Source organism: Paracoccus sp. R12_2, from assembly GCF_017744015.1.
Classification (GTDB): domain Bacteria; phylum Pseudomonadota; class Alphaproteobacteria; order Rhodobacterales; family Rhodobacteraceae; genus Paracoccus.
On the sequence record NZ_JAGHRA010000001.1, the window covers coordinates 128,623 to 149,656 of the forward strand.

Below are 21,034 nucleotides of genomic sequence, written 5' to 3' on the forward strand. Positions count from 1 at the left end.
GCAGCGTTGCCAAGCCGCCTCAGACCATTGCCATGCCGCCATTGACGTGCAGCGTCGCGCCGGTGACATAGCCCGCGTCCGGGCTGGCCAGATAGGTGACCGCCGCCGCGATGTCGCCCGGCGTGCCCATGGCGCCTGCGGGAATCTGCGTCAGGATCTTGCCTTTCTGGTCCTCGTTCAACTTGTCGGTCATCGCCGTCTCGATGAAACCCGGGGCCACGCAGTTGACGGTGATGCCCCGGCTTGCGACCTCGTAGGCCAGCGATTTCGACATGCCGACCAGGCCGGCCTTGGCCGCGGCATAGTTGCCCTGCCCCGGATTGCCGGTGGTGCCCACGACCGATGTGATGTTCACGATGCGACCCCAGCGCGCCTTCATCATGCCGCGCAGGACGGCCCGCGACAGCCTGAACACACTGGTCAGATTCACCTCGAGCACCTGCGCCCATTCCTCGTCGGACATGCGCATGAACAGGTTGTCGCGCGTGATCCCGGCATTGTTGACCAGGATGTCGACAGACCCCATCGCCTCGGCCGCCGCTTTCGGCAGCGCGACCACCGCCTCGGCATCCGACAGATTCGCCGGCACCACATGCGCCCGCTCGCCCAGCCTGTCCGCCAGCTCGCGCAGCGGCGCCTCGCGCGTGCCCGACAGCGCGACGGTCGCGCCGGCGCCATGCAGCGCCTCGGCGATCGCGCCGCCAATGCCGCCCGATGCGCCGGTCACCAGCGCATTTTTTCCCGTCAGATCGAACATTTCTGCCCCTTCTTCTTTGCCCAAATACCCGGAAACGGGCGGTCTTAGCCCTTCAGCGCCAGAATATCCGCAGGCGTGCCGATATTCTTCACCGTCGCCTCTTTCGCGATCCGCTTGATCATGCCCGACAGCGCCTTGCCCGCGCCGATCTCCCAGAACTCGGTCACGCCGGCCTCGGCAAGATTGACGATGGATTCGCGCCAGCGCACCGTGCCGGTGACCTGTTCGACCAGCAGCCTGCGGATCGCGCCGGGTTCGATCACCGCCTCGGCGCGCACATTGGCGATCAGCGGCACGGCGGGCGGCTGGATGTCCACCCCGGCCAGCGCATCGGCCATCACCGCCGCCGCCGGTTGCATCAGCACGGAATGGAACGGCGCCGACACAGGCAGCATCAGCGCGCGCTTGGCCCCGGCCTCTTTCGCAGCGGCGGCGGCACGTTCGACCGCCTGCTTGTGTCCCGAAATGACCACCTGCGCGGGATCGTTGTCATTCGCGGCCTGCACGACCTCGTCGCCGGCGATGTCGCGTGCGATCCGATCGACGGTGTCGAAATCCAGCCCCAGGATCGCGGCCATCGCGCCCTGCCCGACCGGCACGGCCTCTTGCATGGCCTGTCCGCGCAGCCGCAACAGCCGGGCCGTATCCTCAAGGCTCAGCGACCCGGCCGCGCACAGGGCCGAATATTCGCCCAGCGAATGCCCCGCGACATAGTTCGCTTCCTGAATGCCCAGACCCTCGGCCTCCAGCGCACGGAACGCGGCCATCGACGCGGCCATCAGGGCAGGCTGCGCGTTCTGGGTCAGGGTCAGGGTCTCGATATCGCCGGTCCAGATCAGATCGGACAGTTTTTCGCCCAAGGCTTCGTCCACCTGATCGAATACGTCGCGCGCGGCCGGATAGGCCTCGGCCAGTTCACGACCCATCCCGATGGTCTGCGCCCCCTGCCCCGGAAAGACGAATGCCCGCATTGCGGCCCCCTGAAAATATGTTCCCGAGAAACGGCATACCTTGCACGGGGCCTTGCCGCAACTGACAGCACCCGGCCTAGCTGTCGGGAAAGCCCAGCCAGGGTTCCATGTCTTCCCAGGTGACGTCCATGGGATAGGCACGGCTCAGCCCCGGAATGCCGATATGTCCGAAGATCGGCGACAACTGCCATTCCGCCGCCTCCTCGCCACCGCCGGCGATCCCGGCGACATACAGCGCCGAGGCAAGCCCGGTCCGGTCAGCCCCGCCCATGCAATGGATCAACAGCGGCTTTGGCGCATCCCGCATGACCTGCAACAGGTCCTGAACCTGTGCGCGATCCAGCGAACGCGCCGCGGACATGCGAAAATCGATATGCCCGATGCCCAGCCGCTCGGCCACGCCGCGCTCGGCCTCGTACCAGTCCGCGCCGGTATTTTCCCCGCGCAGGTTCAGCACCGTGGCGATGCCGTGCTCGCGCTTCCAGCGCGCCAGCCGCTGCCCGTCCATCTGCGCCGCACGATACACCTCGCCCGCGACGACCGCATGAAAATTTCCGCTAAGCTGCAGATAGGCCAGATAAATGATCGCCGCCGCCATCACCACGCCAACGCCAGCAAGGCAGCGCCTGATCCATCGCCACATGCCTATCTCCGATCCAGATCGCCCGTCCGCGATAGCACCGCGCCGCCCGTTCAAGGATAACAACACCGAGAGCGCATGAAAAAAGGCGCCCCGTGGGACGCCTTTCCTGGATGCTGTATCGCGGCAGCTTAGCCGACCAGTTCAAGACCCGAGAAGAAGAAGGCAATCTCTTCCTTGGCGGTTTCCGGCGCGTCCGACCCGTGGACCGAGTTTTCACCGACCGACAGCGCGAATTCCTTGCGGATGGTGCCCTCGTCGGCATTCGCCGGGTTGGTGGCGCCCATCACTTCGCGGTTCTTGGCAATGGCGTTCTCGCCTTCCAGCACCTGCACCACGACCGGCTCGGACGCCATGAACTCGACCAGTTCGCCGTAGAAGGGGCGATCCTTGTGAACCTCGTAGAACTTGCCGGCCTGTTCGGGCGACAGCTTGATGCGCTTCTGCGCGACGATGCGCAGACCCGCGTCTTCGAACTTGGCATTGATCTTGCCGGTCAGGTTGCGCTTGGTCGCATCGGGCTTGATGATCGAAAGGGTCCGTTCGGTGGCCATGTCTCTACCTTGTCTGAATGCGGGGGACCTGCTCCGCCCGCCTGTGAAATCCGCGCCCCGTTAGCAGGCTTGTCCCCCACGGGCAAGGACAGGCCGGACCACCCCGACCCTTTCGCCCCTCCCGAAACATGCTAGGACTTGCCCTGAACCGCGTCCGAAAAGAAGGTGCCGCGATGTCCAGCCGACCGACCGACCGACCCGAACCATCAGACCGCGCCGGCCGTTCCGGCCTGCGCGACGTGCCATTCGCGACGATCATCGCGGTCTTTGCCATCGGCCTTCTGCTGGCGGCGATCTGGACATGGTCCAGCGTGCTTCTGATGGGCTTTGCGGCGATCCTTCTGGCGATTGCGCTGCGTGGCGGGGCGCGGGTGCTGAACCGCCGCCTTGGCCTGCCGTTCAAACCGGGCGTGCTGCTGACCGCTTTGATCGCTGCCGCGATCTTCGCCGGGCTGTTCACCGCAGCAGGCCCCGCCGTATCCCAGCAGTTCAACGAACTTCTGAAAAGCCTGCCCGCCGCGTGGCGGCAGGTCAGCGACTGGCTGGAAGGCAGCAGCATCGGACAGTTCATCGAACGGCGGATCGACCCCTCATCGGGCAACGGAGAATCCTCGGGCGGTTCCGGCGGGATCCCGTCGATCTTCGGATACCTGACCGGAACCATAACCACGGTATTCGGCGGTCTGGCCAACCTGGTGCTGATGCTGACGATGGCCATCTTCCTGGCGCTGGACGCGCCCAGCTATCGCGGTGGTTTCCTGCGGCTGATCCCGCTGTTCTACCGTGACCGCGCGGCCGGAATCCTGGACGAATGCGGTAACGCACTGGCACGGTGGATGGGCGGACAGGCGCTGGACATGCTGGTGGTCGCGTTGCTGACCGGACTGGGGCTGTGGCTGCTGGGTGTGCCGCTTGCGATGGTTCTGGGCCTGATCGCCGGGTTGACCAACATCATCCCCGTGATCGGCCCCTTCATGTCGGGGATCCCCGCGGTGATGTTCGCACTGACCCAGGGCGTCGATCAGGCCGCCTATGTCACGCTTCTGTTCGTGGTCATCCAGCAGATCGAGGGCAATGTCCTGATGCCGATGATCCAGAAATACGCCGCCCATCTGCCGCCGGTGCTGACGGTGCTTGCGATTGTCGCCTTCGGCAGCCTGTTCGGGCTGTTCGGCATCATCCTTGCGACACCGCTTCTGCTGGTCTCGATCATTCTGGTCCAGAGATTGTATGTCGAGGATGTTCTGGGCGATTCCCTTCCCGCCCGAGGCACACGGGACACGGATTAGGCAGGCGGTCCGGAAAAACCGCATCCAGACGTTGCGCTTTCGCGGAAATGACACAACATCTGGCTAGTGCTTGGGCCAAGGCAACAGAGGCGCATCCGACATGCAGCCATTTCGCAGAGGCCGTTACCGGGCGAGGCTGGCAGAGACCCCGGAAGACATCGGCGCCGCGCAGCGACTGCGCTGGCTTTGCTTCGTCGCGCGCAACGGTGCGGTGGACGACGGATTGCAGATCGACGCCGACCGGCTGGACGACGATTGCCTGCACATGATGATCGAGATGGTGGAAACCGGCCAGCTTGTCTGCTGCTATCGCTTTCTTCCGCTGTCCGGCGGGTCCGAGATCGCGCGCAGCTACTCGGCACAGTTCTACAACCTTTCGGCGCTGGAATCCTTTGACGGCCCGATGGTCGAGATGGGGCGGTTCTGCATCCATCCCGAATTCCGCGACCCCGACATCATCCGCACCGCATGGGCCGCCATGACCCGCCATGTCGACGAGGCGGGAATCGAGATGCTGTTCGGCTGTTCCAGCTTCGTGGGCACCGAACCCGAAGACCATGCCGAGGCATTCGCGATGCTGAAGGAACGCCATCTTGCCCCGCGCAGATGGTGGCCGCGGGTCAAGGCGCCCAAGGTCTTCCGTTTCGCGCGCGCCTTGCGCCTGCGCAAGCCCGACCCGAAACGCGCCATGGCTGCCATGCCGCCCTTGCTGCGCAGCTATCTGGCGATGGGCGGCTGGGTCAGCGATCACGCGGTGGTCGATCCGACCCTGCGCACCATGCATGTCTTCACCGGCGTCGAGATCCGCGCGATCCCCCCCGCGCGCCGCCGGTTGCTGCGGGCAGTCTCTGGCTGACGCGGCGACCGCGCCCCGGCGTCCCGCCACGCAAGAACTGCCCGAAATGCGGGCAGGTTGCGCCGATCGTTTGCACTGACGGTATTCCTGCCCGCTATCCGGGCAGCGCCGGTCGCCTCGCGCATTGACCTTGACCTGTGCCGGGCGCCCTCTCGCGCCATGTTCGACACACCCGCCCCCTCTCTGATCATGCAGCGTAGCAGCGGCCGCGCGCATGTCGTCATGGGGCCGCGCGGCATCGTCGATCTTGCGCAATCGGGATCGGCCAAGGCGATGCTGCCGCGGATGACGGCGGGCCTGCCCGAGATCGTGTTCCTGAACACCTCGGGCGGTCTGGCATCCGGCGACCGGCTGGAATTCGGCGTCGATCTGCGTCCCGGCACGCGGGCGCTGGCCACCACCCAGACCGCCGAACGCGCCTATCGCGCCGAGGCGGGTCCGGCCCGCGCCGCCGTGCATCTGCGGGTCGGTCAGGGTGCGTGGCTGGACTGGCTGCCACAGGAAACCATCCTGTTCGATGGCGCGCGGCTGACCCGCGAAACCCGGATCGATCTGGCGCCGGACGCTGGCTGCATGCTGCTGGAAACCGTCGTGCTGGGACGGCTGGCGATGGGCGAGCGTCTGTCGCGCCTGTCGCTGACCGACCGGCGCATCGTGCGGCGCGCGGGACGGGTGGTCCATAACGACGCGCTGGCGCTGGACGATGCGGCGCTGCCCCGCCTGGCCGATGCGGCGATGCTGGATGGTGCCCGCGCGATGTCCACCCTGACGGTGATCGCGCCCAACGCCGCCGACCTTCTTGACCGCGCGCGTGGCCTGCTGGACGAACCCGGCGTCACCGCCGCCGCCAGCGCCCCCCCCGGCCGTCTGATCCTGCGCCTGCTGGCCGCCGACGGCTGGCCGCTGCGGCGACAGGTCACCCGCCTTCTGGCCGCTTTGCGCCCCGATCCCCTTCCCCGTATCTGGCAGGTCTGACGATGAATCTTTCCCCCCGCGAACGCGAAAAGCTGCTGGTCTCGGTCGCCGCCATGGTCGCCCGTGGCCGATTGCAGCGCGGCGTCAGGTTGAACCACCCCGAGGCGATCGCGCTGATCACCGATTTCGTGGTCGAGGGCGCGCGCGACGGCCGTTCGGTCGCCGACCTGATGCAGGCCGGCGCGCATGTGATCACGGCCGGCCAGTGCATGGACGGCGTGCCCGAGATGATCGACTCCGTGCAGGTCGAGGCGACCTTTCCCGACGGCACCAAGCTGGTGACCGTCCACCACCCCATCCGGCAAGAGGCCTGACATGAAGAACATCCCGCGCATCACCGCAGCAGCCCTTCTGCTGCCGCAGGCCGCACTGGCCCATCCCGGCCATGATCAGGGCCAGTTCCTCGGCGGGTTGTCGCATCCGGTCGGCGGCGCGGACCATCTGCTGGCGATGGTCGCGCTTGGCCTTCTGGCCGCGCAGTTCGGCGGCCGTGGGGCCTGGGCGCTGCCGCTGACCTTCGTCGGCAGCATGATCGCGGGCGGGCTGTCGGGCTATGCCGGGCTTCCCTTTCCGGGGGTCGAGCCGATGATCCTGGCCTCGGTCGTCATTCTGGGCGTGCTGGTGGCGATGGCCGCCCGCCCGCCGCTTGGCCTGCTGCTGCCGGGTGTGGCGCTGTTCGGCGTCGCGCATGGCTGGGCGCATGGCGCCGAAGGACCGGCCAGTGGCATGATCCCTTATGCCGCGGGTTTCGCGCTGATGACGATGGCGCTGCATCTGGCGGGCATCGGCGCGGGCCGGCTGCTGCGGCGGGGCGCGCTGCTGCGCGGACTTGGCGGCAGCACCGCGCTGGCCGGTCTGGCGCTGGCCTTCGGGGGTTGACCATGATCCCCGGTGAAATCCTGCCCGCCCAAGGCCAGATCACGCTGAATCAGGGCCGGGACCCGGTCACGGTCATGGTCGCCAATACCGGCGACCGCCCGATCCAGGTCGGCAGCCACTATCATTTCGCCGAAACCAACCCCGCGCTGGATTTCGACCGGGCCGCCGCGCGCGGCATGCGCCTGTCGATCCCGGCGGGCACCGCCGTCAGGTTCGAACCCGGCCAGTCGCGCGAGGTCCAGTTGATCCCCTATGCCGGCGACCGCGTCGTGCAGGGATTCCGCCAAGACATCATGGAGGCGCTGTAGCATGGCCCAGACACTCAGCCGCGCCGACTATGCGGCGCTTTACGGCCCGACCACAGGCGACCGGATCCGGCTGGCCGATACGGAATTGCTGATCCAGATCGAACGCGACCTGACCGTGCCGGGCGAAGAGGTGAAATTCGGCGGCGGCAAGGTCGTGCGCGACGGCATGGGCCAAAGCCAGATCACCCGCGAAGGCGGTGCGATGGACACGGTCATCACCGGCGTCGTCGTCTTCGACCATCAGGGCATCGTCAAGGCCGATGTCGGGCTGAAGGACGGGCGCGTCGCGGGCATCGGCAAGGCGGGCAATCCCGACACCCAGCCCGGTGTCACCCTGATCATCGGACCGGGGACCGAGATCATCGCCGGTGAAGGCCGCATCCTGACGCCCGGCGGATTTGACTGCCATATCCATTTCATCTGCCCGCAGCAGGTCGATCACGCGATCCACTCCGGCGTCACCACGATGCTGGGCGGCGGCACCGGCCCCGCGCATGGCACGCTGGCCACCACCTGCACCCCCGGCCCGTGGCACATCGCCCGCATGCTGGAGGCCTGCGCCGACCTGCCCGTCAATATCGGCATCGCGGGCAAGGGCAATGCCAGCCAGCCCGCGCCGCTGGAGGAACAGGTTCGCGCCGGGGCCTGCGCGCTGAAGCTGCACGAAGACTGGGGCACCACCCCCGCCGCCATCGACACCTGCCTGACCGTCGCCGACCAGATGGACGTGCAGGTAATGATCCATACCGACACGCTGAACGAGTCGGGCTTTGTCGAGGATACGATGGCCGCCATCGCCGGCAGGACAATCCATGCCTATCACACCGAGGGCGCGGGCGGAGGGCACGCCCCCGACATCATCCGCATGGTCGGCATGTCGAACGTGCTGCCATCGTCCACCAACCCGACGCGGCCCTATACCGGCAACACCATCGAAGAACATCTGGACATGCTGATGGTCTGCCACCATCTGGACCGGCGCGTGCCCGAGGATGTGTCCTTCGCCGAAAGCCGCATCCGGCGCGAAACCATCGCCGCCGAAGATATCCTGCACGATCTGGGCGCCTTCAGCGTCATTTCGTCGGACAGTCAGGCCATGGGCCGCGTGGGCGAGGTGATCATCCGCACCTGGCAGACCGCCGACAAGATGCGCCGCCAGCGCGGTCGCCTGCCCGGCGAACAGGGTCAGAACGACAACCTGCGCGCCCGCCGCTATATCGCCAAATACACGATCAACCCGGCCATAGCGCATGGCGTCTCGCGCCATATCGGCAGCATAGAAGGTGGCAAGCGCGCCGATCTGGTCCTGTGGTCGCCCGCCTTCTTCGGCGTGAAGCCCGAAATGGTCCTGGTCGGCGGCCAGATCGCGGTGGCGCAGATGGGCGATCCGAACGGCTCGATCCCGGTGCAGCCGGTCTTCAGCCGCCCCATGTGGGGACACACGGGCCGCGCATCGTCGCTGTTCGTCAGTCGGGCGGGGCTGGACGCGGGCGCGGGCGACGGTCTGTCGAAATCGCTGATCGCGGTCGAAGACACCCGTGGCATCGGCAAGGCCGACATGGCGCTGAACGACGCCATGCCCGAAATCGAGGTCGATCCCGAAACCTACGAGGTCCGCGCAGATGGTCAGTTGCTGACCTGCGAACCCGCGACCGAGCTGCCGATGGCGCAGCGTTATTTCCTGTTCTGAGGCCGAAAGATGACCCTTCACTGCCACCGCATCATCCGCAACGCCCACGGCCCCTTCGCGGGCGAGCTGCGTCTGGACTACGAATCCCGCCTGCTGCGCCGCAAGCGGCTGACCTTCGATGCGGGGGATTTCCTGCTGGATCTGCCCGAGGTCACCAGCGTCGAGGATGGCGACGCGTTCCTGCTGTCCGACGGCCGCCGGATCGCCATGCGCGCCGCGCCGGAACCGGTGCTGGTCGTAACCGGCGATCTGCCCAGGCTGGCCTGGCATATCGGCAACCGCCACACCCCCTGCCGGATCGAGCCCGACCGCCTGATCATCCGACAGGACCATGTGCTTGAAGCCATGCTGCGCCAGCTTGGCGCGACGGTCGAATGCACCGATCTGCCGTTCAGCCCCGAAGGCGGCGCCTATGGCCATGGACGCACCTTCGGGCATGATCACGGCGCCAGTCACGATCACGGCCACAGCCATGACCACCATCACGACCACGCCTGAGGCCGCGCGGCTGCGGCTGGCGCAATATCTGTCGCCCGCCTTTCCGGTGGGCGGTTTCGCATGGTCGCAAGGTCTGGAACACGCGATGGACCGCCACGCCGTGACACGCAGCACCCTGCCGGTCTGGCTGGCCGACTGGCTGGATCATGGCGCGGGATGGACCGACGCCGTGCTGGTCGCGCTGTCCCTGCACGACGATGCCGATCACGCCGCGCTGGACGATCTGGCCCGCGCTTCCTGCCTGACCTCGGAACGGCTGACCGAGACGCTGGAACAGGGCGCGGCCTTCGCCGCCAACGTATCGGCGATCGATCGGCCACTGCCCCCCGCCGCACTGCCGGTGGCGTTCGGGCGGGCCTGCGCGGCGATGCCCCTGCCCCGTTCCGAACTGATCGCGGCCTGGCTTCAGGCGCAGACGGCGGCGCTGATCAGCGCGGCGGTGCGCTTCCTGCCGCTGGGTCCGGTCGAGGGGCAGGCCATGCTGGCCGCCCTGCAACCCGCGATCCTGCGCGTGGCGGCGCGTGCCGCAGCGGCCTCTGACACCGATCTTCACAGCGCCACATGGGGCGCGGACATCGCCGCCATGTGCCACGAAACCATGCAGACAAGGATTTTCCGATCATGAGCCTGCCCCCGCCGTCCAGTCACGGCCCCCTGCGCGTCGGCATCGGCGGCCCCGTCGGCGCCGGCAAGACCACCCTGACCGAACATCTGGCCCGCGCATTGGCACCGCGCCTGTCGATGGCCGTCATCACCAACGACATCTATACCCGCGAGGATGCCGAGGCGCTGATGCGCGCGCAGGTTTTGCCCGCCGAACGCATCCGGGGCGTCGAAACCGGCGGCTGCCCGCATACCGCGATCCGCGAAGACGCCAGCATCAACCTGGCCGCCATCGCCGATCTGAATGCGGCATTTCCCGACCTGCAGCTGATCCTGATCGAATCGGGCGGCGACAACCTGGCGGCGACCTTTTCGCCCGAACTGGCCGATCTGACGATCTATGTCATCGACACCGCCGCGGGTCAGGATATCCCGCGCAAGCGTGGACCCGGCCTTGCCCGGTCCGATCTGCTGATCGTGAACAAGACCGATCTGGCCCCGCATGTCGGCGTGGACCCGGTGCTGCTGGAATCCGATGCGGTCGAATCCCGTGGTGCCCGCCCGGTGATCATGGCCGCGCTGCGCCATGGAATCGGCGTCGATCGGATCGTCGAATTCCTGATCCGGCAGGGTGGGCTGACACCCGAACCGGCCTGAAGCTGCCCGATTGTCGGGCAGCGCGGGCCGGCTCTGCCGCCTGGCCGCACAAACCCTGCCCGGCTCGCGCCAAGGTTGCTCGAATCCTGTCCAACTGCCTCTTTTTCCGCTCTTTCTGCATCTGCGAAGGCGCGATCCTTCCACGACATCACAACAGGGACACCGGCCAGCGGGCCGGGCGGAAAGGGCGAGAATGAACACCTTCACGAAGATGCTGATGCTGAGCAGCGCGATCGCGCTGGCCAACGGCGCATGGGCCCAAGAGGGAGAGCCGATCAAGATCGGCGTGCTGCATTCGCTGTCCGGCACCATGGCGATTTCCGAAACCACGCTGAAGGACACCGTCCTGATGATGGTCGAACAGCAGAACGCCAAGGGCGGGCTTCTGGGCCGCCCGATCGAGGCGGTGGTCGTCGATCCGGCATCGGACTGGCCGCTGTTTGCCGAAAAGGCCCGCGAATTGCTGACCGTCAGCGATGTGGATGCGATCTTCGGCTGCTGGACCAGCGTCAGCCGCAAATCGGTGCTGCCGGTGATCGAGGAACTGAACGGCCTGCTGTTCTATCCCGTGCAGTACGAGGGCGAGGAATCCTCGAAGAACGTCATCTACACCGGCGCCGCGCCGAACCAGCAGGCGATCCCGGCGGTGGATTACATGGCCCAGGAACTGGGCGTCGAGAAATGGGCGCTGCTGGGAACCGACTATGTCTATCCGCGCACCACGAACAACATCCTGGAAAGATACCTGACCGACAACGAACTGGCCGATGGCAAGATCTTCGTGAACTACACGCCGTTCGGCCATTCCGACTGGTCCAAGGTCGTCTCGGACGTCGTCGCACTGGGGGCAGACGGCAAGAAGGTCGGGGTCGTATCGACCATCAACGGCGACGCGAATGTGGGTTTCTACAAGGAACTTGCGGCGGCAGGCGTCAGTGCCGACGACATTCCGGTGATGGCCTTCTCGGTCGGCGAAGAGGAACTGTCCGGGCTGGATACCGCCAATCTGGTCGGTCACATGGCGGCCTGGAACTATTTCGAAACCGCAGACACGCCCGAAAACGAAGCCTTCATCAAGGAATGGCACCAGTTCACCGGCGACGACAGCCGGGTGACCAATGACCCGATGGAAGCCACGATGATCGGCTTCAACGCATGGGTTGCGGCGGTCGAGAAGGCCGGAACGACCGATGTCGATCCGGTGCTGGACGCGATCGTGGGCGTCGAAGTGCCGAACCTGACCGGCGGCACCGCCACGGTCCTGCCGAACCACCACCTGACCAAGCCCGTGCTGATCGGCGAGATCCGCGAAGACGGCCAGTTCGACATCGTCAGCCAGACCGATCCCGTGCCGGGCGACGCCTGGACCGATTTCCTGCCGGAATCGTCGGTTCTGGACGCCGATTGGCCGGGCAAGTCCTGCGGTATGTGGAACACCGAAAGCGAAAGCTGCGTGCAGGTTCAGTCGAATTACTGATCCGTGCGCCGCGAAGGGGCGAAAGCGCCCCTTCGCCCCCAGCCCAGGGAAGATGCCATCGTGACCCATGCCGCCCGCCCGCTGATCGTTCTGTTGCTGACATTGCTTTCGGCCCTGCCGGCCGCTGCCAATCCGGCCCTGCGCGCCGTGATTGCCGACAATCTGGATCAGATCGAACGCCCCTCGCGCACGACGGTCGGCCCGCTGATCGACCAGATCGCCGCGACCGGCCCCGAGGGAACGGCACTGCTGGCGGCATGGGCCGACCGCAGCCTTGGCCTGACCGATGACGGACGCCTGCTGATCGTCGATGGCGACGTGATGACGGACGCGGCGACAGGCACACCGGTCAGTGGCGCCGATCCCGACATGCTGCGTCCCAATTCGGGTGTGCGGGGGCTGATCGAATCGGCCCTTGTCGCCAGCCAGATTTCCGACCCTGACGCAGCGATGCGCGCACAGGCGCTGGACTCGATTGCGCGGGCCGGAACTGCCGATCAACTGAAGGCGCTGCGCAATGCGCCGCCCGATCCCGACCCCGCGTTGCAGGCCCGGCGCGACCGCTTGCAGACGCTGCTGACCATCCAGCACGACCCCGATCCCGCGTCCCGGATCGCCGCGATCCAGGCGCTCAGCGGTGATGTCGGGCTGGATTTCCGCGCGGCCCTGAACCCGCTGCTGGTCACGCGCCGGATCGCCGCGACCGACCAGCCCGGCGATGCCAATATCGCCCGCGAACTGACGCCCGGCGGCGATCTGCTGTCCCGCGATGCCGCCTATGACCTGCTGAAGGCGCAGGATCTTGCACAGCCGCGCCTGACACCGGCGGCGCAGCGCGACAGCCTTGCCGCCAACATCGCCGATGGCAAGGTGGGCGGCGTGCCGGTTGCCACGCTTGGCGATCCCGCAGCCCGCGACCGCGCATATGACGCGCTGGAAGCCGCCGGCACCGTCACCCCCGCCGCCACCGAATCCGAGGCACAGGCGGCCATAGACGCCCACCGCTATTTCGAGGTCTATGCCGAACCCGACAGCGACGTGACCGATGCCGCGCGTGCCGCGCAACGCAACGCGCAGTTGCGGCTTTCGGCGATGAAGGGGGTTGATCTGGGTATTGATGCGCTATCGCTGGCCTCGATCTATTTCCTTGCGGCGATCGGGCTGGCGATCACCTTCGGGGTGATGCGCGTCATCAACATGGCGCATGGCGAATTCATCATGATGGGCGCCTATACCGGCTATGTGACGCAAACGCTGATCGCGGATCGCACCCTGTCGCTGATCGTCGCGCTGCCACTGGCCTTTGCAGTGACATTCGCGGCCGGGGTGGTCCTTTATCGGCTGGTGATCCGGCATCTGGCGCATCGCCCGCTTGAAACGCTGCTGGCGACCTTCGGCGTGTCCATCGCGCTGCAGCAGATCGCCAAGAACGTCTTCGGCACCCAGGCCCGCCCGCTGACCTCGCCCGCCTGGCTGGAAGGGGCGATCACCGTCAACGACGTGATCTCGATCTCGACCATCCGGGTGGCGATCTTCGTGCTGGCGCTGCTGTTTCTGGGCCTGTTCCTGTTCATCATGAAGCGCACCCGGCTGGGGCTCGAGGTGCGCGCGGTGACCCAGAATCCCGGCATGGCCGCCAGCATGGGCATCAATCCCGACCGCATCGCGATGATGACCTTCGGCCTCGGCTCGGGGATCGCCGGCATCGCGGGCGTCGCCATCGGCCTGTTCGCCAAGGTCACGTCCGAGCTTGGCCAGGACTACATCGTGCAAAGCTTCATGACCGTCGTGGTCGGCGGCGTCGGAAACATCTGGGGGACGCTGGCGGGGGCCGGGCTGATCGGAGTGCTGTCGAAGGTGATCGAATCCTTCAACCCCTCGAACACGCTGGCCGCGCAGACCTTCATGATCCTGTTCATCGTCATCTTCATCCAGTTCCGGCCGCGCGGCATCATTCCGCAGCGCGGGCGGGCCGCCGAGGCCTGATATGCAACGCAAACCCTTCATCCTGCAGAACCCTTCGACCCTGATCGTGCTGGCGGGGCTTGCGGTGTTCACCGTCGCCGTGACCGCGCTCAGCCAGGCCTACGGAACCGGCGCGATGCCGACCTCGATGGTCAAGGTGCTGGGCAAGACGCTGTGCCTTGCGCTGGCGGCGGTCGCGATGGATCTGGTCTGGGGCTATCTGGGCATTCTCAGCCTTGGCCAGATGGCGTTCTTCGCGCTTGGCGGCTACATGATCGGGCAATGGCTGATGTATGCACGCACCGAAGCCATCGTCGCCGCCTCGATGGCCAACAACGCCATTCCGCCGACGCCGCTGGAACTGCAGGAAGGCGTGGCGAACCAGATCTTCGGGGTTGTCGGTTCCGCCGATCTGCCGCTGGTCTGGTCCTTCGCCCATTCGCTGCCCCTGCAGATGCTGCTGGTGCTGGCCGTGCCGGGGCTGCTGGCACTGGTCTTCGGCTGGCTGGCGTTCCGCAGCCGGGTGAACGGCGTCTACCTGTCGATCCTGACCCAGGCGATGACGCTGGCGCTGGCGCTGTGGCTGTTTCAGAACGACAGCGGCTTTCGCGGCAATAACGGGCTGTCGGGTCTGCAGAACATTCCCGGCCTCGACACCGTGTCGCAGGCGCGGCTGTCGGTCTGGTTCCTGTGGGCCTCGGCCTTCGCGCTGGGTCTGGGCTATCTGCTGGCCGCATGGGTGGTCAGCGGCAAGTTCGGCAGCGTCATCCGCGCCATCCGCGATGACGAGACCCGCGTGCGTTTCCTTGGCTATCCGGTCGAGGGTTTCAAGCTGGTGGTCTTCACGCTGGCCGCGATGATCACCGCCATCGCGGGGGCGCTGTATTACCCGCAGGCGGGCATCATCAACCCGGCCGAACTGGCGCCCATCGCCTCGATCTATCTGGCGGTCTGGGTGGCCATCGGCGGGCGCGGCAGGCTGTATGGCGCGGTGATCGGCGCGGTGGTCGTGTCGCTGCTGTCCAGCTGGTTCACCGGCGGCCGCGCGCCCGACCTGTCGCTGCCGTTCTATACGATCAAGTGGGTGGACTGGTGGCTGGTGGCGCTGGGGCTGTCCTTCGTTCTGGTGACGCTGTTCGCGCCCAGGGGGATCGCCGGGCTGTTCGACTGGCTGGGGGGCGTCGTGTCGCCACGCCGCCAGGGCCGCGATCTGGGCCCCGATCAGGGCGCCCTGCAGGAACAGGAGGCCAAGGCATGAGCTCGCTTCTGGAGGTGGACGGCGTATCGGTCAGCTTCGACGGCTTCAGGGCGATCAACAGCCTGTCCTTCAATATCGGCGATGCCGAACTGCGCGCCGTGATCGGCCCGAACGGGGCCGGCAAGACCACCTTCATGGACATCGTGACCGGCAAGACCCGCCCGGACGAGGGGCGCGTCCTGTGGGGCGAGCCGCCGCGTTCCCTGCTGAAGATGAACGAGGCACAGATCGCCCGCGCCGGAATCGGCCGCAAGTTCCAGCGCCCCACCGTGTTCGAGGATCAGTCGGTGGCCGACAACCTGACCATGGCGCTGAAGAACAACCGCAGCCCCTTTGCGGTGCTGGGCTGGCGGCCCTCGCGTGGCTCGGCCGCGCGGGTCGCGGAACTGGCGACCGAGGTGGGGCTGGCCGATCAGGTCGAGCGCAAATCGGGCGAACTCAGTCATGGGCAAAAGCAGTGGCTGGAAATCGGCATGTTGCTGGCGCAGGAACCGCGCCTGTTGCTGGTCGATGAACCCGCCGCCGGCATGACGCTGGCCGAACGCGAACAGACCACCACGCTGCTGCGTCGGCTGGCCGAAACGCGGGCGGTGGTGGTGGTGGAACACGACATGGATTTCGTGCGCCGGCTGGATTGCAAGGTGACGGTGCTGCATCAGGGCTCGGTGCTGGCCGAAGGGTCGCTGGACCATGTGACCCGCAATCCCGACGTGATCGAAGTCTATCTGGGGCGATGACATGCTGAACGCGACGAACCTGACCCTGCATTATGGCGGCAGCCAGATCCTGCACGGCATCGACATCGCCGCGCGGCCCGGCGCGGTGACCTGCGTGATGGGCAATAACGGCGTGGGCAAGACCTCGCTGATGAACCTGCTGGCGGGCCGCCATCCGCGATCCGGCGGCACGATCAGCTTTGACGGCACCGAACTGGGCCGGATCAGCGCGCAGCGGATGGCGCGGCTTGGCGTCGGCTATGTGCCGCAGGGCCGGGCGATCTTTCCGATGCTGACCGTGCGCGAGAACATGGAGACGGGCTTTGCCTGCCTGCCGCGCGGCGAACGCGCCATCCCGGACGAAATCTTCGACAGTTTCCCGGTGCTGGCCGAGATGGCGCACAGACGGGGCGGCGACCTGTCCGGCGGCCAGCAACAGCAGCTTGCCATCGCGCGGGCGCTGATCACGCGCCCCCGTGTCCTGCTGCTGGACGAGCCGACCGAGGGCATCCAGCCCAACATCATCGCACAGATCGGGCGGGTGATCGCAGCCCTGCGCGACCGGGGCGACATGGTGATCGTGCTGGTCGAACAGTTCTTCGACTTCGCGTGGGATCTGGGTGACGAATTCCTGGTGCTTGAACGCGGTCGCGCCGTCATGCAGGGGCCCAAGCAGCAATTGCGGCGCGAGGCGTTGCACGCCCGTCTGGCAGGTCACGCCAAGGCGGCCTGAACGCCGCTAGTCGGACCTTCTGACATGAGCGCGCAACCCGCCCGCCGCCGCGGCCAACGCCAGCGCCAGCGTCGCGGTCGCGACCATCGGTCGAAAACCTGCGGCCTCGACCTCGACCAGGTTCAGCGACAGCACGTCCCGTCCCAGCCGCGCGGCAACGCCCGGATCGGCGATGGCGACGACTTCCGCGCCGCAGCCGCGCAGGTCGGTGCAGAATGCCAGCGTTTCGGGCATCGCGGGCGAAAAGGACACGACCAGGACCGCGTCGCCTTCGCGCACCGAGGCAGCACCGCTGATCTGACCGAACGCGCCATGCAAAAGCGCCGGAACCTCGACCCGCTCAAGGATATAGGCGGTATGGGCCGCGGCGGCAAAGCAACGTCCGTGGCCGACCACATGGACAAGGGCGGCGCGTGACAGGATGCCCGCGGCCCGGTCGAAATCCGAACTGTCGACCGATGCGATCATTCGTTCCAGCGACATGCGACCCGCCTCGGCGAAGGTCGCCAGCAGACCGGCGGGCCGGCTGTCGCCATACTGGCTCAGCTGCTCCAGGCGCGCGGCATAGTCGCTGCGGGGCAATTCGAACGGGGTGCGGAACAGATCCCGCATCTGGGCATAGCCCGAGAATCCCATCGCCTGCGAAAACCGCACCACGGCCGACGCGGGCACCCCGGCACCACGCGCGAACTCGGCAATCGTGGCCTGCGCCATGCGCGCCTGCTGACGCGCGGCATATTCCGCGCATTGCCGCAGCCGGCGTGGCAGGCTGGCATGCATCTGCTGGATGCGGGCGATGAATTCATCCGTGCTGTGGGGGGCGCCGTCTTTCATGATTCGGCCTGAACTCACTAAACCAACCGAATTTGATGATGCCGACTGATTCGGAAATATTCCACGGCATTCTCAGCAACTTGGCGGTGAATAAGGGTTCTCGAAACAACCGGCGGACGTGCCGGGTTCCGGTGCCGCGACGCTGGCCTGCGAAGCTGCAAGATGCGCGATCGGACGGCTTGCGATGTCCTGGTCCCGGCGGCACTGTGTCGGCGTTGGAATTTGATGAACGAGAGCGGCATGGCACTGGAAGATGCGAAGACCCAGGTCGATCAGGCCTTCACCCGCGCCGACCCGCGCGGCCTGTCCTTCGAGAATGCCTTCGGCGGGGCGACCAGCTTTCTGCGCCGCCGCTATTCCAAGGATCTGGCGGGGGTCGATGTCGCCGTGACCGGCATTCCGTTCGACCAGGCGGTGACCCACCGTCCCGGCGCGCGGTTCGGCCCGCGCGCGATCCGCGAGGCATCGACCCTGCAACCCTATGACCCGCCCTATGGCTGGGGCTATGATCCGCTGTCGGTGCTGCATGTCGTCGATTACGGCGACATGGCGTTCGATTACGCGAACACGCGCGAGGTGCCGGGCCGGATCGAGGCGCATATCGGCGCGATCATGGATGCCGGCGCGGCGCCAGTCACCCTTGGCGGCGATCATTTCATCACCCTGCCGATCCTGCGCGCGGTCGCGGCGCGTCAGGGTCCGGTGGCGCTGATCCAGCTCGACGCCCATTCCGACACCTGGGTCGATGACGACCCGGACCGGATCGACCATGGCACGTTTCTCTACAAGGCGATCCGCGAGGGCGTGGTCGATCCTGCGGCCAGCGTCAGCATCGGCATCCGTACCGAAAATCCCGACACGCTTGGGGTGACCATCCTTGACGCCCCCTCGGTGCATCAGGACGGGGTCGAGGCGACGCTGTCGCGCATCCGCGCGGTCATCGGCGACCGACCGGCCTATGTGACCTTCGACATCGACGCGCTGGACCCGGCCTTCGCCCCCGGCACCGGCACCCCGGTCTGGGGCGGGCTGGCGTCGTGGCAGGCCGCGGCGCTGCTGCGCGGACTGGCGGGCACAAGCCTGATCGGCGGTGACGTGGTCGAGGTATCGCCGCCCTATGACACGACCGGGGCCACCGCCATCGCCGGGGCCCATGTTGCGATGGACCTGATCGCCCTCCTTGGCTGGTCCCGGCGCTGAGGGTTGCATCCCCGCCCCCCTGGTGGGGGGGCGTTTCGGCAAAGAAGACGCCCGGCTGGCCGCTTGCCCACCCGCCGCGCGCAGAGTAAGCGATCCGGATGCTGCCAGAAGACCGCCTTGCCCAGATCACCCAGCGTTTCGAGTTTCTCGAGGCGCAGCTGAATGCCGGCACCGAACCTGCCAAGATTGCCGCGATCAGCCGCGAATACGCCGAACTGAGGCCCGTGGTCGAACAGATCGCCCGTTGGCGTGCCGCGCGCGACGGGATCGACGAGGCACAGGCGATGCTGACCGACCCCGAGATGCGCGCCCTGGCCGAGGACGAACTGGCGCGGCTGCGCGATGAGATGCCGGGGCTGGAACAGGATCTGCGCATCGCCTTGCTGCCCAGGGATGCCGCCGACGCCCGGCCCGCGATCATCGAGATCCGCCCCGGCACCGGCGGCGACGAGGCCGCGCTGTTCGCGGGCGACCTGCTGGCCATGTATCGGCGCCACGCCGAGGCGCAGGGCTGGTCCTTCCAGCTGCTGGAACTGGCCGAGACCGAACTGGGTGGCGTCAAGGAAGCCGTCGCGCGGATCGAGGGGGACGGCGTCTTCGCGCGGCTGAAATACGAATCGGGCGTGCATCGCGTCCAGCGCGTGCCCGAGACGGAATCGGGCGGGCGCATCCATACCAGCGCGGCGACCGTCGCGGTGCTGCCCGAGGCGGCCGAGGACGCCCAGATCGACATTCCCGCAAGCGACGTGCGGATCGACACGATGCGCGCATCCGGTGCCGGCGGGCAGCACGTAAACACGACCGATTCGGCCGTGCGGATCACCCATCTGCCGACCGGGATCGTGGTGACCAGCTCGGAAAAATCGCAGCACCAGAACCGCGCGAACGCGATGGCCGTGCTGCGCGCGCGGCTTTATGACATGGAGCGGCAGAAGGCCGATGCCGAACGCGCCGCCGACCGCAAAAGTCAGGTCGGCTCGGGCGACCGCAGCGAACGCATCCGCACCTATAATTTCCCGCAGGGCCGAATGACCGATCACCGGATCAACCTGACGCTTTACGCGCTGGACCGGGTCATGGCCGGCGATCTGGCCGAGATCATCGATGCGCTGACCGCCCATGACCAGGCCGCGCGACTGGCGGCCCAGGAATGAGGCTATCGCAGGCGCGCGCGCGTGCCACCGCCGCCCTGCGCGACGCCGGGATCGAGGCCGCGCCGCGTGACGCCGACCGGATCCTTGCGGCGATCCTGGGGGTGGCGCCGGGCCTGCTGCGGACCGCCGACGACCGCGACCTGACCGCCGAACAGCTTCGACGCCTCGATCAGGGAATCGCGGCACGCGCGGCGCGCCAGCCTGTGGCCCAAATCGTCGGTTTCCGCGATTTCCACGCCCACAGATTCCGGGTCACGCGGGACACCCTGGATCCGCGCCCCGAGACCGAGACGCTGGTCGATGCGGCGCTGGACCTGCCATGGCGCAGCGTTCTGGATCTGGGGACCGGCACCGGCGCGATCCTGATTTCCCTGCTGTCGGCGCGACCGGGAACGGCGGGAACCGGCACCGACATCTCGAAAGCGGCCCTTGATGTGGCGCGCGAGAACGCCCAGATCATCGGTGTGACGGCGTCCTTCACGCAGGCCGACTGGTATGACGGCGTGACCGAACGCTTTGACCTGATCGTGTCGAACCCGCCCTATATCGCGCAGCAGGAAATGGCGGGTCTTGCCCCGGACGTTCTGGACTGGGAACCGCATTCGGCGCTGACCGACGGTGGGGACGGGCTGACCGCCTATCGCGCAATCGCGTCCGGCGCGCGCGACCGGCTGACACAGGACGGCCATGTTCTGGTCGAGATCGGCCCGACCCAAGGTGATGCGGTGTCGGCCCTGTTCCGCGCCCAAGGCGCAAAGACGCGCCTGATCCGCGATCTGGATGGGCGGAATCGTGTCGTTCTGGCCGATTTCGGGGGATGAAAACCCGCTTTCGGCAGGGAAATGCCGCCAAGGGACAACTTTTCCCTTGTAAGCCCCGGTCCTGCGTGGTTAGTCACCCACGTGCCGGGGCCGCAGGGCCACCGCACGGGTCAGCCTGACAAAGCCGAAACCGACCGGGTGCGCGACGCGCGCTGAAAGGTGCAAGGCGGGGCTGCACGGCAAGGCGCGGATTTCGCCG

General features: G+C 66.9%; 23 protein-coding genes. 18 read left to right on the forward strand and 5 right to left on the reverse strand.

From position 1 onward, the window contains the following. Window positions 1-19: 19 nt before the first annotated feature. The 4 genes from fabG to ndk form a co-directional block, all read right to left on the reverse strand. Window positions 20-757: a 3-oxoacyl-ACP reductase FabG gene (gene fabG, locus J7359_RS00600; RefSeq protein ID WP_209054591.1), complete on the reverse strand. Its 738-nt coding sequence runs from the start codon at window positions 755-757 to the stop codon at window positions 20-22. Between the two features lie 44 nt (window positions 758-801). After that, complete coding sequence (fabD, locus tag J7359_RS00605) at window positions 802-1,728, reverse strand: ACP S-malonyltransferase (protein ID WP_209054592.1); 927 nt, start codon at window positions 1,726-1,728, stop codon at window positions 802-804. Between the two features lie 76 nt (window positions 1,729-1,804). Then, on the reverse strand, window positions 1,805-2,371 hold the full coding sequence (locus tag J7359_RS00610) for a tyrosine-protein phosphatase (RefSeq protein WP_209054593.1): 567 nt from the start codon (window positions 2,369-2,371) through the stop codon (window positions 1,805-1,807). A 128-nt stretch (window positions 2,372-2,499) separates the two neighbouring features. Continuing rightward, complete coding sequence (ndk, locus tag J7359_RS00615) at window positions 2,500-2,922, reverse strand: nucleoside-diphosphate kinase (protein ID WP_209054594.1); 423 nt, start codon at window positions 2,920-2,922, stop codon at window positions 2,500-2,502. A gap of 173 nt (window positions 2,923-3,095) precedes the next feature. On the opposite strand from ndk, the gene J7359_RS00620 reads away from it, so the two are divergent. From J7359_RS00620 to urtE, 15 genes are all read left to right on the forward strand, one after another. After that, complete coding sequence (locus J7359_RS00620; RefSeq protein WP_209054595.1) at window positions 3,096-4,211, forward strand: AI-2E family transporter; 1,116 nt, start codon at window positions 3,096-3,098, stop codon at window positions 4,209-4,211. 100 nt (window positions 4,212-4,311) lie between these two features. After that, on the forward strand, window positions 4,312-5,067 hold the full coding sequence (locus J7359_RS00625) for a GNAT family N-acyltransferase (RefSeq protein WP_209054596.1): 756 nt from the start codon (window positions 4,312-4,314) through the stop codon (window positions 5,065-5,067). Between the two features lie 159 nt (window positions 5,068-5,226). After that, the gene (locus J7359_RS00630) at window positions 5,227-6,042 is read left to right on the forward strand and encodes an urease accessory protein UreD (RefSeq protein WP_209054597.1); all 816 of its coding nucleotides are present in this window, start codon (window positions 5,227-5,229) and stop codon (window positions 6,040-6,042) included. Window positions 6,043-6,044: 2 nt separating this feature from the next. Beyond that, window positions 6,045-6,356, forward strand: coding sequence for an urease subunit gamma (locus tag J7359_RS00635; protein WP_209054598.1), 312 nt, complete (start codon window positions 6,045-6,047; stop codon window positions 6,354-6,356). 1 nt (window position 6,357) lies between these two features. Beyond that, a complete protein-coding gene (locus J7359_RS00640) occupies window positions 6,358-6,921 on the forward strand; it encodes a HupE/UreJ family protein (RefSeq protein ID WP_209054599.1) in 564 nt (187 codons plus the stop codon). Window positions 6,922-6,923: 2 nt separating this feature from the next. Then, entirely contained in the window at window positions 6,924-7,229 is a 306-nt protein-coding gene (locus tag J7359_RS00645; protein ID WP_209054600.1) for an urease subunit beta, read from the forward strand. Window position 7,230: 1 nt separating this feature from the next. Further along, window positions 7,231-8,919: an urease subunit alpha gene (ureC, locus tag J7359_RS00650; protein WP_209054601.1), complete on the forward strand. Its 1,689-nt coding sequence runs from the start codon at window positions 7,231-7,233 to the stop codon at window positions 8,917-8,919. Window positions 8,920-8,928: 9 nt separating this feature from the next. Then, window positions 8,929-9,417 carry an urease accessory protein UreE gene (locus J7359_RS00655; RefSeq protein ID WP_209054602.1) on the forward strand — a complete coding sequence of 163 codons (489 nt, stop codon included), beginning with the start codon at window positions 8,929-8,931 and terminating at the stop codon, window positions 9,415-9,417. Further along, the gene (locus J7359_RS00660) at window positions 9,392-10,042 is read left to right on the forward strand and encodes an urease accessory UreF family protein (RefSeq protein ID WP_209054603.1); all 651 of its coding nucleotides are present in this window, start codon (window positions 9,392-9,394) and stop codon (window positions 10,040-10,042) included. The genes J7359_RS00655 and J7359_RS00660 overlap by 26 nt, the downstream gene beginning before the upstream one ends. After that, a complete protein-coding gene (ureG, locus tag J7359_RS00665; protein WP_209054604.1) occupies window positions 10,039-10,677 on the forward strand; it encodes an urease accessory protein UreG in 639 nt (212 codons plus the stop codon). The genes J7359_RS00660 and ureG overlap by 4 nt, the downstream gene beginning before the upstream one ends. A 193-nt stretch (window positions 10,678-10,870) precedes the next feature. After that, entirely contained in the window at window positions 10,871-12,154 is a 1,284-nt protein-coding gene (urtA, locus tag J7359_RS00670; protein ID WP_209054605.1) for an urea ABC transporter substrate-binding protein, read from the forward strand. A gap of 60 nt (window positions 12,155-12,214) precedes the next feature. Further along, a complete protein-coding gene (gene urtB, locus J7359_RS00675; RefSeq protein WP_209054606.1) occupies window positions 12,215-14,140 on the forward strand; it encodes an urea ABC transporter permease subunit UrtB in 1,926 nt (641 codons plus the stop codon). A 1-nt stretch (window position 14,141) separates the two neighbouring features. Further along, a complete protein-coding gene (gene urtC, locus J7359_RS00680) occupies window positions 14,142-15,377 on the forward strand; it encodes an urea ABC transporter permease subunit UrtC (protein ID WP_209054607.1) in 1,236 nt (411 codons plus the stop codon). Then, window positions 15,374-16,114, forward strand: coding sequence for an urea ABC transporter ATP-binding protein UrtD (gene urtD, locus J7359_RS00685; RefSeq protein WP_209054608.1), 741 nt, complete (start codon window positions 15,374-15,376; stop codon window positions 16,112-16,114). The genes urtC and urtD overlap by 4 nt, the downstream gene beginning before the upstream one ends. Before the next feature lies 1 nt (window position 16,115). Continuing rightward, entirely contained in the window at window positions 16,116-16,826 is a 711-nt protein-coding gene (urtE, locus tag J7359_RS00690; protein WP_209054609.1) for an urea ABC transporter ATP-binding subunit UrtE, read from the forward strand. Window positions 16,827-16,832: 6 nt separating this feature from the next. Here the strand turns inward: urtE and J7359_RS00695 are convergent, their stop codons facing one another. Beyond that, complete coding sequence (locus tag J7359_RS00695) at window positions 16,833-17,660, reverse strand: MurR/RpiR family transcriptional regulator (protein ID WP_209054610.1); 828 nt, start codon at window positions 17,658-17,660, stop codon at window positions 16,833-16,835. 240 nt (window positions 17,661-17,900) lie between these two features. Between J7359_RS00695 and speB the strand changes: the two genes are divergently transcribed. From speB to prmC, 3 genes are all read left to right on the forward strand, one after another. Further along, window positions 17,901-18,860 carry an agmatinase gene (gene speB, locus J7359_RS00700; protein WP_209054611.1) on the forward strand — a complete coding sequence of 320 codons (960 nt, stop codon included), beginning with the start codon at window positions 17,901-17,903 and terminating at the stop codon, window positions 18,858-18,860. Between the two features lie 98 nt (window positions 18,861-18,958). Beyond that, the gene (prfA, locus tag J7359_RS00705; protein ID WP_209054612.1) at window positions 18,959-20,014 is read left to right on the forward strand and encodes a peptide chain release factor 1; all 1,056 of its coding nucleotides are present in this window, start codon (window positions 18,959-18,961) and stop codon (window positions 20,012-20,014) included. After that, window positions 20,011-20,835: a peptide chain release factor N(5)-glutamine methyltransferase gene (gene prmC / locus J7359_RS00710; protein ID WP_209054613.1), complete on the forward strand. Its 825-nt coding sequence runs from the start codon at window positions 20,011-20,013 to the stop codon at window positions 20,833-20,835. Before prfA ends, prmC begins: the two co-directional genes overlap by 4 nt. Window positions 20,836-21,034: the final 199 nt, after the last annotated feature.

Excerpts from the sequence above, each read along its gene's own strand:
- J7359_RS00635 (WP_209054598.1), top strand. The coding sequence starts at position 6,045 with ATGAATCTTTCCCCCCGCGAACGCGAAAAGCTGCTGGTCTCGGTCGCC.
- J7359_RS00640 (WP_209054599.1), top strand. The coding sequence starts at position 6,358 with ATGAAGAACATCCCGCGCATCACCGCAGCAGCCCTTCTGCTGCCGCAG.
- urtE (WP_209054609.1), top strand. The coding sequence starts at position 16,116 with ATGCTGAACGCGACGAACCTGACCCTGCATTATGGCGGCAGCCAGATC.
- J7359_RS00695 (WP_209054610.1), bottom strand. The coding sequence starts at position 17,660 with ATGAAAGACGGCGCCCCCCACAGCACGGATGAATTCATCGCCCGCATC.
- prmC (WP_209054613.1), top strand. The coding sequence starts at position 20,011 with ATGAGGCTATCGCAGGCGCGCGCGCGTGCCACCGCCGCCCTGCGCGAC.
- speB (WP_209054611.1), top strand. The coding sequence starts at position 17,901 with ATGGCACTGGAAGATGCGAAGACCCAGGTCGATCAGGCCTTCACCCGC.
- J7359_RS00630 (WP_209054597.1), top strand. The coding sequence starts at position 5,227 with ATGTTCGACACACCCGCCCCCTCTCTGATCATGCAGCGTAGCAGCGGC.
- fabD (WP_209054592.1), bottom strand. The coding sequence starts at position 1,728 with ATGCGGGCATTCGTCTTTCCGGGGCAGGGGGCGCAGACCATCGGGATG.
- urtC (WP_209054607.1), top strand. The coding sequence starts at position 14,142 with ATGCAACGCAAACCCTTCATCCTGCAGAACCCTTCGACCCTGATCGTG.
- urtD (WP_209054608.1), top strand. The coding sequence starts at position 15,374 with ATGAGCTCGCTTCTGGAGGTGGACGGCGTATCGGTCAGCTTCGACGGC.
- J7359_RS00645 (WP_209054600.1), top strand. The coding sequence starts at position 6,924 with ATGATCCCCGGTGAAATCCTGCCCGCCCAAGGCCAGATCACGCTGAAT.
- J7359_RS00625 (WP_209054596.1), top strand. The coding sequence starts at position 4,312 with ATGCAGCCATTTCGCAGAGGCCGTTACCGGGCGAGGCTGGCAGAGACC.
- J7359_RS00610 (WP_209054593.1), bottom strand. The coding sequence starts at position 2,371 with ATGTGGCGATGGATCAGGCGCTGCCTTGCTGGCGTTGGCGTGGTGATG.
- prfA (WP_209054612.1), top strand. The coding sequence starts at position 18,959 with ATGCTGCCAGAAGACCGCCTTGCCCAGATCACCCAGCGTTTCGAGTTT.
- ureG (WP_209054604.1), top strand. The coding sequence starts at position 10,039 with ATGAGCCTGCCCCCGCCGTCCAGTCACGGCCCCCTGCGCGTCGGCATC.
- ureC (WP_209054601.1), top strand. The coding sequence starts at position 7,231 with ATGGCCCAGACACTCAGCCGCGCCGACTATGCGGCGCTTTACGGCCCG.
- J7359_RS00660 (WP_209054603.1), top strand. The coding sequence starts at position 9,392 with ATGACCACCATCACGACCACGCCTGAGGCCGCGCGGCTGCGGCTGGCG.
- J7359_RS00620 (WP_209054595.1), top strand. The coding sequence starts at position 3,096 with ATGTCCAGCCGACCGACCGACCGACCCGAACCATCAGACCGCGCCGGC.
- ndk (WP_209054594.1), bottom strand. The coding sequence starts at position 2,922 with ATGGCCACCGAACGGACCCTTTCGATCATCAAGCCCGATGCGACCAAG.
- J7359_RS00655 (WP_209054602.1), top strand. The coding sequence starts at position 8,929 with ATGACCCTTCACTGCCACCGCATCATCCGCAACGCCCACGGCCCCTTC.
- fabG (WP_209054591.1), bottom strand. The coding sequence starts at position 757 with ATGTTCGATCTGACGGGAAAAAATGCGCTGGTGACCGGCGCATCGGGC.
- urtA (WP_209054605.1), top strand. The coding sequence starts at position 10,871 with ATGAACACCTTCACGAAGATGCTGATGCTGAGCAGCGCGATCGCGCTG.